The 13,243-nt window shown below is 68.5% G+C and carries 16 protein-coding genes; 10 read left to right on the plus strand and 6 right to left on the minus strand.

The features are described 5' to 3' along the window. Window positions 1-31 precede the first annotated feature (31 nt). The 4 genes from AB0I15_RS07450 to AB0I15_RS07465 all read right to left on the minus strand — a co-directional run bounded on the left by AB0I15_RS07450 (window position 32) and on the right by AB0I15_RS07465 (window position 2,559). Complete coding sequence (locus tag AB0I15_RS07450) at window positions 32-184, minus strand: hypothetical protein (protein WP_358091432.1); 153 nt, start codon at window positions 182-184, stop codon at window positions 32-34. Between the two features lie 2 nt (window positions 185-186). Continuing rightward, entirely contained in the window at window positions 187-462 is a 276-nt protein-coding gene (locus tag AB0I15_RS07455) for a hypothetical protein (RefSeq protein ID WP_358091434.1), read from the minus strand. Window positions 463-790: 328 nt separating this feature from the next. Beyond that, window positions 791-1,705: a hypothetical protein gene (locus tag AB0I15_RS07460; protein ID WP_358091436.1), complete on the minus strand. Its 915-nt coding sequence runs from the start codon at window positions 1,703-1,705 to the stop codon at window positions 791-793. A 35-nt stretch (window positions 1,706-1,740) separates the two neighbouring features. After that, complete coding sequence (locus tag AB0I15_RS07465; RefSeq protein WP_358091438.1) at window positions 1,741-2,559, minus strand: SAM-dependent methyltransferase; 819 nt, start codon at window positions 2,557-2,559, stop codon at window positions 1,741-1,743. Between the two features lie 306 nt (window positions 2,560-2,865). On the opposite strand from AB0I15_RS07465, the gene AB0I15_RS07470 reads away from it, so the two are divergent. Continuing rightward, window positions 2,866-4,098, plus strand: coding sequence for a helix-turn-helix domain-containing protein (locus tag AB0I15_RS07470; RefSeq protein ID WP_358091440.1), 1,233 nt, complete (start codon window positions 2,866-2,868; stop codon window positions 4,096-4,098). Between the two features lie 26 nt (window positions 4,099-4,124). Then, on the plus strand, window positions 4,125-4,970 hold the full coding sequence (gene ribD, locus AB0I15_RS07475; RefSeq protein WP_358091588.1) for a bifunctional diaminohydroxyphosphoribosylaminopyrimidine deaminase/5-amino-6-(5-phosphoribosylamino)uracil reductase RibD: 846 nt from the start codon (window positions 4,125-4,127) through the stop codon (window positions 4,968-4,970). On the opposite strand, the gene AB0I15_RS07480 is transcribed toward ribD, so the two are convergent. Then, entirely contained in the window at window positions 4,957-5,658 is a 702-nt protein-coding gene (locus AB0I15_RS07480; RefSeq protein WP_358091442.1) for a GntR family transcriptional regulator, read from the minus strand. The two genes, ribD and AB0I15_RS07480, sit on opposite strands and share 14 nt — an antisense overlap. A gap of 288 nt (window positions 5,659-5,946) precedes the next feature. Between AB0I15_RS07480 and AB0I15_RS07485 the strand changes: the two genes are divergently transcribed. The 8 genes from AB0I15_RS07485 (at window position 5,947) to AB0I15_RS07520 (ending at window position 12,051) form a co-directional block, all read left to right on the plus strand. After that, window positions 5,947-6,303 carry a WhiB family transcriptional regulator gene (locus tag AB0I15_RS07485; protein ID WP_358091444.1) on the plus strand — a complete coding sequence of 119 codons (357 nt, stop codon included), beginning with the start codon at window positions 5,947-5,949 and terminating at the stop codon, window positions 6,301-6,303. Next, a complete protein-coding gene (locus tag AB0I15_RS07490; RefSeq protein ID WP_358091446.1) occupies window positions 6,300-7,559 on the plus strand; it encodes a DUF2637 domain-containing protein in 1,260 nt (419 codons plus the stop codon). Before AB0I15_RS07485 ends, AB0I15_RS07490 begins: the two co-directional genes overlap by 4 nt. Beyond that, complete coding sequence (locus AB0I15_RS07495) at window positions 7,556-7,984, plus strand: hypothetical protein (RefSeq protein WP_358091448.1); 429 nt, start codon at window positions 7,556-7,558, stop codon at window positions 7,982-7,984. Before AB0I15_RS07490 ends, AB0I15_RS07495 begins: the two co-directional genes overlap by 4 nt. A 159-nt stretch (window positions 7,985-8,143) precedes the next feature. Continuing rightward, window positions 8,144-8,368, plus strand: a complete 225-nt coding sequence (locus AB0I15_RS07500; RefSeq protein WP_358091450.1) for a hypothetical protein — start codon at window positions 8,144-8,146, stop codon at window positions 8,366-8,368. A 2-nt stretch (window positions 8,369-8,370) separates the two neighbouring features. After that, window positions 8,371-8,823, plus strand: coding sequence for a hypothetical protein (locus AB0I15_RS07505; RefSeq protein WP_358091452.1), 453 nt, complete (start codon window positions 8,371-8,373; stop codon window positions 8,821-8,823). A 15-nt stretch (window positions 8,824-8,838) separates the two neighbouring features. Beyond that, window positions 8,839-9,252 carry a hypothetical protein gene (locus tag AB0I15_RS07510; protein WP_358091454.1) on the plus strand — a complete coding sequence of 138 codons (414 nt, stop codon included), beginning with the start codon at window positions 8,839-8,841 and terminating at the stop codon, window positions 9,250-9,252. Beyond that, a complete protein-coding gene (locus AB0I15_RS07515) occupies window positions 9,249-10,100 on the plus strand; it encodes a hypothetical protein (protein ID WP_358091456.1) in 852 nt (283 codons plus the stop codon). The genes AB0I15_RS07510 and AB0I15_RS07515 overlap by 4 nt, the downstream gene beginning before the upstream one ends. A 130-nt stretch (window positions 10,101-10,230) precedes the next feature. Further along, window positions 10,231-12,051, plus strand: coding sequence for a hypothetical protein (locus AB0I15_RS07520; protein ID WP_358091458.1), 1,821 nt, complete (start codon window positions 10,231-10,233; stop codon window positions 12,049-12,051). 307 nt (window positions 12,052-12,358) lie between these two features. Here the strand turns inward: AB0I15_RS07520 and AB0I15_RS07525 are convergent, their stop codons facing one another. Further along, on the minus strand, window positions 12,359-13,093 hold the full coding sequence (locus AB0I15_RS07525; protein WP_358091460.1) for a hypothetical protein: 735 nt from the start codon (window positions 13,091-13,093) through the stop codon (window positions 12,359-12,361). Window positions 13,094-13,243: the final 150 nt, after the last annotated feature.

The raw sequence follows: 13,243 nt of genomic DNA on the forward strand, positions 1-13,243 counted from the left end.
GCTGTTTTCTGTGAGGGGTGGATGGGATTTTTCAGGTCCGGCCGGCTCCGCCGACCAGGAGGTGCCAGATCAACACCGTTGCGACGATCAGCCGCGCGAGTCCTGGGCGGACGATCGTGTCCGGCTGGTGCAGGATCTGGACGGCGATCTGGTACCTGAGCCAGTCTCCGCCGAGATCGTCCATGGCTACGTGGGGATGCTCACGGCGCTGGTGGTGGCGCCAGGGGGACAGGCGTGCACGAGCTTCGCCTGGCAGGCGAGCGCCGAGCCGAGCGAGAAGGCGTCCGGCCGGCGGATGACCTCGACCACGCCCGCAGCGCGCATCGGTGCGGTGATCGGGCGCCGCAGGCGTGCGCCCCAGCATTCGTGGCCATGCTCGTCCGTTCCCCGGACGATGTTCCAGCCCGGATAGGTCCGGCGCAGGGTGGAGAGCCGCCGGTGGGCGACTGCTGTGTCATTCATCGGGGTCACCGTGGAGTGCGTTGATGATCGCGAGCGTTGATGATCGTGGGGGAAGGCGAAGCGGCTGCGCTTCGGCTCCGCGCCTTCCCACGACCTCCCGGCCGCCCCGCTCATGGGGGCACGATCCAGGCGGCCGGGAGACGTGGGCCCCGCCGTCCGCGACAGCGTCGCTGCTCTGTCGCGGACGGCGAGAGATGGACGGCGCGGGCAGCCTGATGGCGGCTGTTGGTCAGCCTGCCCGCGCCGCAGCGCGCGGTGCGTCACCGGTCTACCGTGTAGGCGAGGTCAGTCTCGCGGGCCTGCATGGCACGCCTCCTTCGCAATCGGGTCAGATCTGGCCGACCAGGTAGGCCAGCCATTCCTGGCCGGCGTCGGCCAGGCGGGCGGACGCCTCGTCGGGCTCGTCCGCGTGGTAGCCCTGGTGCAGGTGGGAGAGTGTCCACAGCGCGGTCAGGCCGGCCATCAGGTCGGCGGGCGCGTCCCGCCAGGCCGGGATCGCCCACAGCAGTTCGTGCACCTGCTCCGGGGAGTGGCGAGAGTGGCGCCCGGCGACAAGGTGGGGTGCGAGCAGCGCGGGGTCGATCCACGCCTGCCCAGCGCACGCTTCCCCCCAGCCGACGACGGACCCGCCCCCGTCTTTGATGAGCAGATGCCGCGGGCTGAGGTTGGCGTGCAGCAGGCTGGTGCCGCGCAGCCGGTCGATGATGAAGCCGTTCAACGCCTTGGTGTACAGGTCGCTCCCGCGAAGTTCGGGTGAGGACCGCATGATGCGGGCCCTGGCCACCAGGCCGGCCAGACGCTGCACGATCGACGGGGCTCCCGGCGGGCAGGGGGTGAGCAGCTTGCCGAGCTCTGTCACCGCCTCCAGGACGATCGGCACGTCGGCCGACCACCGGCTCAGATCGGCGCGGCGGGCGTGGTCGTTGATCAGCTCCCACGCGCTCAGGTGGTAGGGCGGGGCGCTGAGCGAGGCGGCCTCCATGGCCCACAGCATGCGGGGCACGGGCGCCGACGGTGCGACGGAGGCCATGTGGCGGGCCGCCCACCGCTCTCGCTGGTGCAGGTAGGCGTGCGGGCTGCTCATCGGGAGCGTCTTGACGAACACGTCGTCGTCGCGGCCGTACATGCGCGCCGCGAACTCCCCCGGCTGGCCGGGGATGCTCTGGACGTCGTCGTCCTGTACGGGGCCGATCTGCGCCACGATGGCATCTCGCACGTGAGGCGGCACGTCTTCCCAGCGCATGGGGTGCTCCATTGCAGTCTCCAAGGGGGGTGAGGTCATGCTGCGTACTGCCCGAACCCGGCCACGGCCGCGAGGAAATGCGCGCGGCCGACGTCGAGCAGAACCGGGTCGTCCGGCCGCCACGTGGACGCCTCGACCAGGCCGGGCTCCAGCACGTCCAGCCCGTCGAGGAACATGGACCGGATGACGGGCAGCGATCGCGCGTACATGTCCGCCGTCCTCCGGTAGTCGGCCGTCATCTGCTCGTACTCCTCATCGGTGAGCAGATCGCGGCGGGCGTGGCTGATGATGAGGTAGCCGCCGGGGAAGGCCGCCTGGTAGCGGCGCATGACGCCGCCCGGGTCGTCCGAGTCCGGCCAGAAGTGCACCAGCGCAGTGGCGACGAGACCCACCCGCTGGCGAAAGTCGAGCACACTGCTTGCCGCCGCCAGGACGAGGTCCACGTTGCGGGCGTCGGCGTGCACGACCATCGTGGCCGTGCCGCCGACGTCGAGCAGGGCCCGGCCGTGCACGGTGACCTGCGGGTCGTTGTCCGCGTAGACCACACGAGAATCCCTGCTGTGACGGATGACCGTGTCGTAGGTGGTATCGCAGCCTTGCGGCGGCAGCCCGCATCCGAGGTTCAGCCACTGGTGGATCCCCAGTTCGGCGACCACGTTGGTGGCTCGGGTGACGAACTCCAGTTGCGCTCGGGCGGCTACCCGCAATTCGGGGGCCGTTTTTGTCAATGCGTCCAGTACGTCCCGGTCCGGCTCCAGGTTGTCTTTGCCACCGGTGGCGGCGTTCCAGACGCGGGCGATCGATGGCTGGCCGAAGTCGTAGCGGTCTTCATCAGGCGCGTCTTGGGAAGCCACTTTGGCGCTGCTCATGAGGCTTCGCGTGCGTGGTGCCAGCGGATCCGGATGGCTCTAGGCTTCTCCATAGGTCAGGACCTCGTTTCCTGATCAGGCCCCGGAGCTCCCGGTGTTCACGCACCGGGCCGGGGCCGAACTAGTTCTGCAGGCGAATCACCACCGAGGAGCTTGGTAACCGGCGTGATCCGCCTCTTTCCAGCAATGGAATCGCCAGATCGGGTTACCGTGGGAGATGTTGACCGTTGCCCTTGGGCCAACGGGCAACAGCGGTCAACAGGTCAACACGCATTCGGACGTGGGCAGGCAATGACGACCTTCGGCGAGAAGATGCGGGCGCTGGTAGCTGAGCGCGGTGTCTCATTGCGCCAGCTAGCCAAGGTCACGCACTACGACGTCGGATACCTATCGAAGGTCGCTAACGACCTGAAACGCCCATCCCTACCACTGGCCGAGCAACTCGAAGCGGCGTTGGCTGCTGACGGCGAACTCGTTGACCTGGTGCCCGCGCGCGCGGCTGAGCAGCGTCGAGCGCCGGTCGCTAAACGGTCGATCCGCGATGATGGGCAAATGGTCAGCCCCCTGCCTTTGCCCGTGCCGAGCGTGGACCCGCTTGTGGATCGCCGTATGCAACGCCTATCGGTGAGTCACGCTGAGGAATTGCTGTCCCACGTGGGGGAGCAGTGGCACATGCTGGTGCGCACGGATAACTTGCTGGGACCGCGGCACGCCCTCGGCGGTGTCTGCACGCAGCTCACCATCTTGACGGCGTTGCTCCGCCACGTACGCCCTCCTCTCCGTGACAGGGCTCTTCGCCTCGCTGCGAAGTACGCCGAGTCCGCAGCGTGGCTGTATGAGGACGCTGGGGACTTGATCGCCAGCCGTCGTTGGACGGGGCATGCAATGGAATGGGCGCTGGAGGTCGGCGACCGTCCGATGGTCGCGTGGGCGCTGTTCCGGCGAAGCCAGCAGGCGCAATCCGAGGGCAACGGGGCCCAGGTGGTCGGCCTGGCCGAGGCTGCGCGCCGCGAGCAAGGCAATGTCGCTGGCCCGATGCTGGCTGCGATCTTGCAACAGCAGGCGCATGGGTTGGCCTTGAGTGGAGCAGAGGTGGCATCTCATGAGCTGCTCGACCGCGCGCACGAGCATGCGACAACTGACGATGCCGGAGACGCGAGGGCGGGCCACGGTTCCTTCTGCACCCCTGCGTACGTTGAGCTCCAGCGCGGCCGGGTCTGGCTCACACTGGGGTGTCCAGGGCGGGCGGTGAACGCGTTTGAGTCCGCGATCAGGGATTTGTCGCCGACGTACCAGCGGGATCGCGGCCTGGCTCACGCCGGGTTGTCGATCGCTTTGGCTGCAGAGCGTCAGCCTGAAGCGGCCGCCCACGCGGCTGTCCAGGCGTTGACCGTTGCCCAGGACAGCGGATCGACCAGAATCTTCTCCATGGTCACTTCAGTTGCGCCTCAACTCGCACGCCATGCTCACCTGGATCCGGTCGCGGAGTTCCTGGCTGATCTAGCTGCCACGTCTGCGGTCTGATGGCGTCCACGGTAGAGATCGCGGCGATGCGACGTGCGATTGCTGTGTCTGCGCTGGGGCTTGGTACGACGAGCCCGAATCCGCCGGTGGGGTGTGTGATTCTCGATTCGGGCGGTCGTGTGGTCGGTGAGGGCTTCCATCGGCGTAAAGGTGAGGCGCATGCGGAGGGGAACGCGCTCGCTGCGGCCGGAACGGCGGCGCATGGCGGAACGGCCGTGGTGACCTTGGAGCCTTGCAATCATGTGGGTCGCTCTCCGGCCTGCCGCGCGCTGCTGATCGAGGCTGGGATCGCGCGCGTGGTGGTTGCCCTGATCGATCCGACTTCGCGGGGCGGGGGCGGCGTGGCCGAGCTGCGCCGGGCGGGGGTAGACGTGGAAGTCGGCGTGTTGGCCGACGAGGGCGAAGTGGTGCTGCGGCCTTGGCTGACCGCGTTGCAGCGAGGTACCCCGTTCGTCACGTGGGCATACTGCACCGACGCTGATGATGACCGCCAGGTGCCCGGCCTCGACGTGTACGGGTACGACGTTGTGGTGGAACCGGACGGGCAATTGCGGGAAGGCGCGCCAGGCGGGCACGGCGACACGTTCGTTCTGCCTGGCGAGCTGCTGCTGGGTGATCCGGAGAAGGCGCTGCAGACGCTCTATGTGGCTGGTGCCCGGTCACTGCTGATGCTTGGTGGCGGTGGGCTCGCCGAGTCGTACGCCGCTGCAGGTCTGGTTGACGAGGTCCTTGTTCACCTGTCCGACCGTGCTGCCTCCTCGCAAGGTGGAGAACTCGCTCCTGCGGGCTTTCGTGTCACGGTTGTTCGACGTCTGGAAGATCATGTGCTGGTGCAGGCGGAGCGTCAGGGCATGCCGTTCAAGGCGATGTGAGCGGCAGTCGCTGATCGGCGATGTGGACCCGCTGAGGATTGACCAGGCGGCGCAGCAGTTGGAGGGGCTGGTCGGCGTGGTCGTAGGTGATGCGGGTGAGGTCGAGCAGAGGACTGCCGCGGCTGACCCGGAATTTCTTCGCTTCCTCGGGGCCGGCCAAGCGGATCCGGGTGCGAAGCTCCACGACGCCAGATGATCGCTCCACCTCGAAGGCGTCGGCTTTGTGCCGCTCCCCGGACACATGCATCTGGTCGAGGCACACGAGCTGGCCGCCGATGTCGCCGTGCAGTTCCCAGATGACGACAGGTGAGCCCGGGTCGAGATGTAGACCTTGTGCGACGTCCTCGGCTGCAGCCTCGTCGCGGGTACGGTGCGCCGTCAGGTGGCCGGTGGTGCCGGCCCGGCGGCACGCGGCCGCCCACGCGGCAGGTTCGTCGCGCTGGTCGATGGCCATGGCGATCTCGATGATGACGGCCGGTCCCTGGACGATCATGCCTTTGTTGGCGACGCGCCGGATGAGCCCTTCCGCCTTCAGTTCCCGCATGGCGCTGGTGATGACGTACCTGCCTACGCTGTAGGCCTGAAGTAGTTCTTCAGTGTGCGGGAGTGGTTCGCCCGCCGAATAGGTGCCGTCGAGGATCTTGGTCCGGAGGTCGGCTAGGACCTCGGGAAACCTCGCGACGGGCACGGGCGGGCTCCTTTGTTGGACTGTTCTGGCTGGCGTTGATCGTAGTACGGCGATGCGGTTGGTGCTTCTCACCTGCGGGCTTGACAGTGATCGTCGGGTGATGCAGCATAGCTATAGTAAAGTCGTTTACTAGTAAACACAGCGTAGCAGAGTGCGAAAAAGCGGCCCTCCGCTCCACCGGAAAGCCGCCCGCCACAAGCCCTTACGGGCCCGCGCCCAGAACTCCACTTCCAGGCGGGGCCCTAGATCACCAGGTCTCTCACCCCTCGTGAAAGGAACCGAGACCCGATGTCCAGCCACATCGTGGCATCACGCCGCCACACTGTCACATCCAACCCCGAGCGCCAGGCTGCCGCCCGCCTCCGCGAGCTCGACGAACTCCTGCTCACGTCGAAGGCGCTGTGCCGCAAGCCGGGCACCGACCCCGACGACTGGTTCCCCATCGCGGAGACCGCCGACGCCTACGAAGAGGCGAAGAAGCGGTGCTCTGGCTGCCCCTTCAGCGGGCTGGCCGGCCCGTGCGTCGAGCGGGCAGGGCTCCTGCCGTACGACCCGGTCGGCGTCATCGGCGGCACCGACCCCGCGCTGCGCCGCCAGCTCGGCATCGGCACGTACTTCGAGGGCTACGACGGGATGGCAGCGTGACCACGCCCCGCACGCTTACGCAGGCCGAGCACAACGCCATCAACGCCGTCACCATCGCAGTCGGCGTCCTCGGAGTGATCGGCTTCGTCAACTCCTTCAAGAAGGTTATGGACGCCGCGGCGCCCACCTTCGGAGCGCTCGCGTTCACCGTCCCGCTTGGCATCGACCTCGGCATCCTCGCGTTCTCCGCGCTGGACATCGTCCTGGCCCGCCTGGAGATGCGGATCGTGTGGCTGCGGCTCATCCCGTGGGCACTGACTGGCGCGACGGTCTATCTGAACGTTGCCACCGAGGAAACCCTGTTCGGTGTCGTGGCCCACGCCACCCTGCCGCTTCTGTGGGTCGTCGCGGTCGAGGTCGGCGCGCACGTCGTCCGTAAGCGGGCCAGGCTGTCGAACCCGACCCGCCTGGACAAGATCCGCATCTCTCGCTGGATCCTCGCGCCGCTGAAGACGTTCGCTCTGTGGCGGCGGATGGTGCTGTGGGAGATCCGCTCCTACCCCGACGCCCTGCGCCGCGAGCGTGACCGCGTGCTCGCCAAGACGGACCTGCAAGACCAGCACGGCTCGCTGTGGCGGTGGAAGGCGACGCGTCGCGAGCGGGCGCTCTATCGGCTCGGCGAGCTCGCTCCGGTTCCGCAGCCGCGTCACGCGATCGAGGCTGGCACGGGTGTCACTTCCCCAGCGCCCATGCCAGCCGAGACGAGTGACACGACCGGTGACACGCCGAGTGTCACGGCGGGCGACACGGCCGAGGACGCGAGTGTCACGCGCGGTGGCACGCCGAGCGGCACGGCCGGTGACACGGAGAACGGCACCGTGCCACACCCCAACGGCGTGACACCACCCGTGTCACGGACTCCCGCGTCACGGTCCGCCAGGCCCGTGACACGCCGCCCGGCTGGCGCGCGTCGAGTCACGGCCACGCCGGCCCCTGACAGAGAGCTTGAGCAGCGCATTACGTGGCTGCACAACCTCGCCAAGGGGAAGCCCGGCATGACAGTGACGGAGCTGCGTGACGCGGTGCTCGACGAGTACCAGGTGAGCCCGCGCACGGCCTACCGCTGGATCGAGAGGGCCGGGCTTGCCGAGCGTGACACGGCCGATGGCACGAGCGGTGGCACGGCTGATGACACGAGTAACACGGCCGATGACGCGCCTGATGGCACGGCAAGTGACACGGCAGGCGACGACATGACACGCGCCGATGACACGCAGACCCGTGACGCGACCGACGACGAAGGTGACAGTCGATGACCACCCACCAGATGGACCAGGCGACCGAGTGGTCCTGCTACGTGCCGATGTGGGACGAGGCCAACGACGAGTTCCACAACGGGTGGCTGACTTACCGGACGAACGACCCGGGGTTCGTCCGCCTGGAGATCGAGGACTGGCCCGCCCCGGTGGTCGCGCCCCGCGGCGTCTTGCTGGCCGGCTTGGGCTCGCGGGCCGAGTGCCTGTCGAAGCCGGACCGCACCGCGTTGCGCGTCGAGCCGGCCTCGGACGGCAGGCACGTGCTGCTCGGGATCACGCAGGGAGATCTTCTGCTGGGCGTGTTCCGTGCTCCCGCCGACGTCCTCACTCGGCACGTGACCGGCTTCCACAAGCTGGTGCCGACCAGTGAGGCGATGGCGCGGATCCACTGGGATGTCGTGATCGCCAACCTCATGCGGGCGTGACTGGCCGTGACCAGCTACCAGGCGGTGTTCACCGCCGTCCAGCGCCTGAAGGCCGCCGCGCGGCGACCCAACGCGCGCAGGTGTACGTGCGCGCACGTGCGCGAGAGCGTACCACGGCCTCGCCAGCCGTAACCGTCCGTGACGATCGGGAGGAGTCACGTGCCCACCAAGCCGACCCGCCGCACAGCGCGCAAGGCCCGCTTCCACGCCAGCATCGCGGGCGCGCCGACCGCCAAGGAGGCGTTCCACGAGGCCATCCGCTACCTGACGGCCGAACTCGCCGACATGCACAACGCCGACGAGGCCGAGGGCGATCGGCTCTACACGCACTACGCCGCCGAACTCCGTAGCAGCGGCAACGACGTCAACCGCCAGAGGAGGTGACCATGCGCAGCATCCGCTCCCCGTACTCGGAGCCCGACCAGCAGCCGAAGAACGAGCAGCCCGACGCGACCGCCAAGGAGACCCAGCCCGCCGCCGACGCAGACGAGCAGGTCGCTCCGGTCGTGCCCCTGCGCGAGGACCAACCCCAAATGGCCGTCAAGCCTGCCGCGCCGCGACTGGGCCAGCTCGTCGAGTTCGTCCAGGGCCCGCTGTCGGACTGGATCGCCCGCGAACGGCCCTCCTACATGCCTTCGCCCATCACGTTCATCCGGGAGCGGTGGTCGCCGCAGTGGCTGCCGGGCGACGTCGGCGCGCTGGTGTGGGCCTGGCGGGTGCTGCTCCTGGCCCGCGCGCTGCTGTACAGCGCCTTCTACGTGCCCGCCATGACGATCTTCCTCCCGGAGCTGACCACGGCCGCGATCGTCGCCTCGCTCATCCTGTACTTCTTCGCCTGAAAGGGACCCCTCACCGTGGACAACCTGCTCGTTGGGCTCGGTGCCTCGACCGCCCTGCTCCTGGCGGTCGGCATCGTGCTCGTCTGGAAGAAGGTCGCGCCGCGCTTCACCGCCTGGTGGATGCTCGTGGCCGGCTTCGGCCTGATCGGCACGTTCTTCGAGACCATCGTCCGCACCGCCACCGGGCGGCTGCACCCGATCGTTCCGGCGGTCGCGCTCGGAATCTGCGGCACCATCTGGGTCGCGGACGTGTGGGGCAAGTCGAACAAGGTCGGCCGGGCCACCGCGATCGTCGCCCCGCTCATCCCCACGCTGCTGGTCGTCAGCGCCATCACCATCTTCGGCGTCAACACGGCCGACCTCGGGCGCGACGTCAAGAAGGCGTGGCAGGAGACCGTGACCGCCGAGGTCGAGGGAGGCCGCAAGTGATCACCGTCATCCTGTTGCTGGCCCTGTCCGGAGTCATCACCGCCGCCCTGGTGAAGCGGCCCGACGCCCGCGCCGCCACCATGGGCGGCCTCCGCGCCGGTACGGCGGCGGCCGACGTCGAGTTCCGCAAGGGATTCGCCGCCGCGCGGATGCACTACGACCAGGCCCAGAAGTACCTCACTCGCCCCATGGCGTCCGGCGCTCCGCCGGGACCGCGCAACCTCCGCTGGTGGACGTCCCTCGCCTTCGGGATTGTCGGCGGCACCACCGCGGCGGTCGCGGGCGGAACGTATGGGCTGCTCAAGGTTCTCGGTGGCGCGGTCCGCATCGGACGTCAGGCCGCCGAGGGTGCCCGTCAGGCCTACCGCGACTACCAGGCCACCCGCGAGATCGAAGAGGCCGAGGTGATCGAGGAGATCGAGGAGGAAGCCCCACAGACCGAGGAGGAAGCACCCGAGGAGACGCCGGAGCTGTCGGCCGCCGCCGACGCCCGCGACGAGAAGCCCGTCATCGACCTGACCGCGTACGACACCACCGGAGGGATCCCTGTGAACGCCGAATTCACCAGCTTTGCCCAGCTCAAGCACGACCACGACACCGCCAACACCGACATGACCCAGGTCGCCGCCGCCATCGACGGTCAGGTGGCCGGCCTGCTGCAGAAGAACATGGGCCGAGGCGAGCTCATCACGGCGCTGATGGCCGCGCACGAGACCGCGAACCAGCTCGCCGACCAGCACCAGCGGATCGCCGACCTCGCGGACGCCCAGTCCAACGTGGCCGAGGCCCACGCGGCGGTCGGCGGTGTGGACAACGTGGCCGACAAGGAGGCGTACGCGGGCGGCTGACCCCCGCCGTACGCCAGCACCATCCAGGCGAAAGGAGCCGTCGTTGTCCAAGGTCAGCAAGCAGAAGCCGACCGAAGAGGTTGCCCGTACCGTGAGGCGGGTTGCCTTCCGTCAGCGGTACCGCCTCGTGATGGCGGCTCCGTTCGCGTGGCTGATAGCGCTACCGCTATCAGCGGGGATCTACCTGCTGCCGGTCCACCCGGCCGTGGCCGTCCTCATCGCGGCGGCCACGGTCGTGGTCCCGGTCCGCAAGGCAGTCCAGGCCCGCCAGAACGTCGCCGCCGCGGCGTTCGGCGCGGCCTGGCTCATCGCCACCGCCCCGATCGGCCCCACCGGATTGGTGGTCGAGGTCGGGGTGGCCGGCTGGCTGACGTTCACGCTGCTGCACTGGCGGCGGCACCGCCGCCTGCCCCTGCCCGGCCGCGCGCCGGTGGTCGAGGAGGATCCGCTGATCACCGTCGAGCAGGTCGCGCTCGACCCCGAGGTGGCGCGGATCATCGCGCGGTTCAACGAGCGCCTGGCCGCCAAGGGCAAGGCTCTGGACGGCATGACGCTGACGACGCCGAAGCGGATCGACGCCGGGTACCGCGCAGAGATCCGGGCGGTGCCGGGGGAGAAGGAGACCAAGGACATCATCGCGGCCGCGGGGAAGGTGGCCTCCGCTTTCCAGACCTCGACGCAGCTCGCCGTCCTGGAGCCGTCGCCCTCGGGCGACAACTCCCGCGCCCTGTTCACCCTGCTGCAGGATGACACGCTGGCGCAGGTGCGCCGGTTCGAGGACGTCCAGCCCCGCATCGGCGCAGACGGCCGCGCGCACGTCGGCTACTTTTACGACCTCGCCCCGGCCCACTGGGCATTCTTCACGAAGTCCGGCGGCATGCGGCACGGCATCATCGTCGGCGACTCCGAAGCGGGCAAGTCCCGCTCAGTGGAGACGCTGCTCGGCCTGGCTCACTTGTCCGACAAGGTCGCCACCGTGCTGCTCGACCCACAGGGCGGCTCCATGCCGGACTGGAACGACCGCACCCACCGCTGCGCCCTGGGCGAGGACGACTGCGCGGACGAGCTGGAGTTGTGGCACTGGGTGATGCGCCGCCGCGTGCGCCATCTCGCGCGGATTCCATGGGTGGACGAGGACGGTGACGAGCGGATCGGCAAGACGCACCTGGTGCCCGGTGACTCCGACGCGGGCGGCATGACGGGGATCTTCTTCGTCCTGGAGGAGGCACCGGAACTGCTGACGCACGACGTGCACGGCAAGAAGGCCGTGGCCACGCTCGCGTCCGGCGCGAAGACCTGGCGTAAGGGCGGCGGCGGGATCGTCTTGGTCGCGCAGGACCCGAACATGACCGAGCTGGGCGGCTCGGTGACGCTGCGGGCGCAGCTCCGCAAGAACGCGTGCGCGCTGCGGACGCAGACGCCAGGCGCGGCCTACCAGATGGGTCTCCCGCAGGACCCGTCGCTGCTCCCGGCGACGTTCAAGGACGGGAAGCTGACGCAGGGCCTGGCCTACCTGTCCGGGATCGACCGGCGGGCCGCGCTGATGCGGTGGCTGTACACCGAGAAGCCGAAGTACATCGCCCGGCAGCCCGCGGCCGGCCGGATCGACGACCTGACGATGGGTTGGATCGAGGAGTACGCCAGCGCGAAGAAGGAGGGGCGCGAGCCGCGCGCGGGCAAGCGTGCAGCCGCGGGGGACGAGCCGCGTTCGACGCCGGGTGACGTGAAGGCCGCGATCATCGACGTGCTCGCCGACGCGGACGGCCTGGCTCTGGAGCTGGGGGAGGTGCTGCACCTGGTGCTCAAGCGGCGGGTGACGGCGCCGCCAAGCGAGATCCACACGCAGCTCAAGCGGCTCGTGACGGACGGGCGGGTGCGGCTGGTCGGCAAGGGCGCGGGAGAGGCTTACGCCCTGCCTGAGGAGATTCTGGAACGTCTGGAGACCCGATGAAAGAAGCGATCCGGATCGCCGCGGTGTCAGCGTGGCTGGCGGTCGTCTGGGCGGCCGCCCCGCGGGCGCAGATGTCCAACGTGAACCTGGCGGCGGCGGTGCCGCTGGTCGTCATGACCGGTCGGCGCGGCCCTGGTGGCGCTGGAGCGGCTCGACGGGGGCGTGGTCGGCGTCGTGCTGACCGTCGTCGCGGTTTGGATGTTCTCGGTCGCTACGCGGGGCCTGCTCGGCGGCTTGGTGCTGCTGGTGTCGGGTTTAGCGGTTCCGGTCGCATTCGGCCATCGCGGTAGACGAGGCTGGCTGACCCTCAGACGCAGGAAGACACCTTCCTCATCCGCTCCACGCCGTCATGTATTCCTTGGAGATAAATCTTCGGGACAGTGACTTCCTCCTGCTGCCACGGAAGCCAGGTCTCGACTATTCGGGCCTGTTCCCCCGGGGCTGGCACGGACCATAGGCGACCGTCGATCGTGTTGTGAAGACCGAACTTAATTCTCTCATCTTGCAATGCCGGGTCGTCTGGCAATCCGACCAAAAAGTCAACCTCGGTGCACGCGGGGATTGTAAAAGGTGAGAGGAACAAGACAAACCCCGGTCTCTCCTGCGGGAACATCCTGCCCTCCACGGTCACGGGCACGGTGTTGCTGTTCTGCATCGTGTACGTGATGGTGTCGCGGAGCGGCTCATCCGGTACATATGTTGCACTGTCGGCAGCCGTTACACGATTGGCGAACTGCTGAGCTGCCAGCACTGCTTGCTGTTCGCTGATCTTTAATGCGTTCAGGGCGATGAAGAGCGCTGGCACCGCTGCAATACCCGCCAGGACGGTGCCGACTGCAGTCCACACTTGAAGCGCCCGCCCTTCTCGCGGATGGGCTTGCTTCGCTTTTCGTATGCGCGCTCGTTCGGCGGCACGGATGGTGGCCTTCGCGGTCGGCCGTGGGTGCCGGGGATTGATACGCACGCGCGCGGGCCGTCGAGGTGTCGCGGGCTCGGCGAGGCGCTGGAGGAAGCGGGCGAGGCGTAGGTGGAAGCGCGGCATGCCTCCATCGTGCCGACAGTCGTCGCGGTCTGGGCGTTCTCGGCCGTTTATGTGGAGCCTGACGGGCGGGAGCTCGCTGGTGCTGTCGGCCGCCGTGGTCCTGGTAGCTGGTGAGTTCCGCAGGCCGACTAGCAATGGTGACGCATGTGA

The sequence above is a fragment of the Nonomuraea sp. NPDC050643 genome (assembly GCF_040654715.1).
Lineage (GTDB): Bacteria > Actinomycetota > Actinomycetes > Streptosporangiales > Streptosporangiaceae > Nonomuraea.

Excerpts from the sequence above, each read along its gene's own strand:
- AB0I15_RS07450 (WP_358091432.1), bottom strand. The coding sequence starts at position 184 with ATGGACGATCTCGGCGGAGACTGGCTCAGGTACCAGATCGCCGTCCAG.
- AB0I15_RS07455 (WP_358091434.1), bottom strand. The coding sequence starts at position 462 with ATGAATGACACAGCAGTCGCCCACCGGCGGCTCTCCACCCTGCGCCGG.
- AB0I15_RS07460 (WP_358091436.1), bottom strand. The coding sequence starts at position 1,705 with ATGCGCTGGGAAGACGTGCCGCCTCACGTGCGAGATGCCATCGTGGCG.
- AB0I15_RS07470 (WP_358091440.1), top strand. The coding sequence starts at position 2,866 with ATGACGACCTTCGGCGAGAAGATGCGGGCGCTGGTAGCTGAGCGCGGT.
- ribD (WP_358091588.1), top strand. The coding sequence starts at position 4,125 with ATGCGACGTGCGATTGCTGTGTCTGCGCTGGGGCTTGGTACGACGAGC.
- AB0I15_RS07485 (WP_358091444.1), top strand. The coding sequence starts at position 5,947 with ATGTCCAGCCACATCGTGGCATCACGCCGCCACACTGTCACATCCAAC.
- AB0I15_RS07495 (WP_358091448.1), top strand. The coding sequence starts at position 7,556 with ATGACCACCCACCAGATGGACCAGGCGACCGAGTGGTCCTGCTACGTG.
- AB0I15_RS07505 (WP_358091452.1), top strand. The coding sequence starts at position 8,371 with ATGCGCAGCATCCGCTCCCCGTACTCGGAGCCCGACCAGCAGCCGAAG.
- AB0I15_RS07520 (WP_358091458.1), top strand. The coding sequence starts at position 10,231 with ATGGCGGCTCCGTTCGCGTGGCTGATAGCGCTACCGCTATCAGCGGGG.
- AB0I15_RS07525 (WP_358091460.1), bottom strand. The coding sequence starts at position 13,093 with ATGCCGCGCTTCCACCTACGCCTCGCCCGCTTCCTCCAGCGCCTCGCC.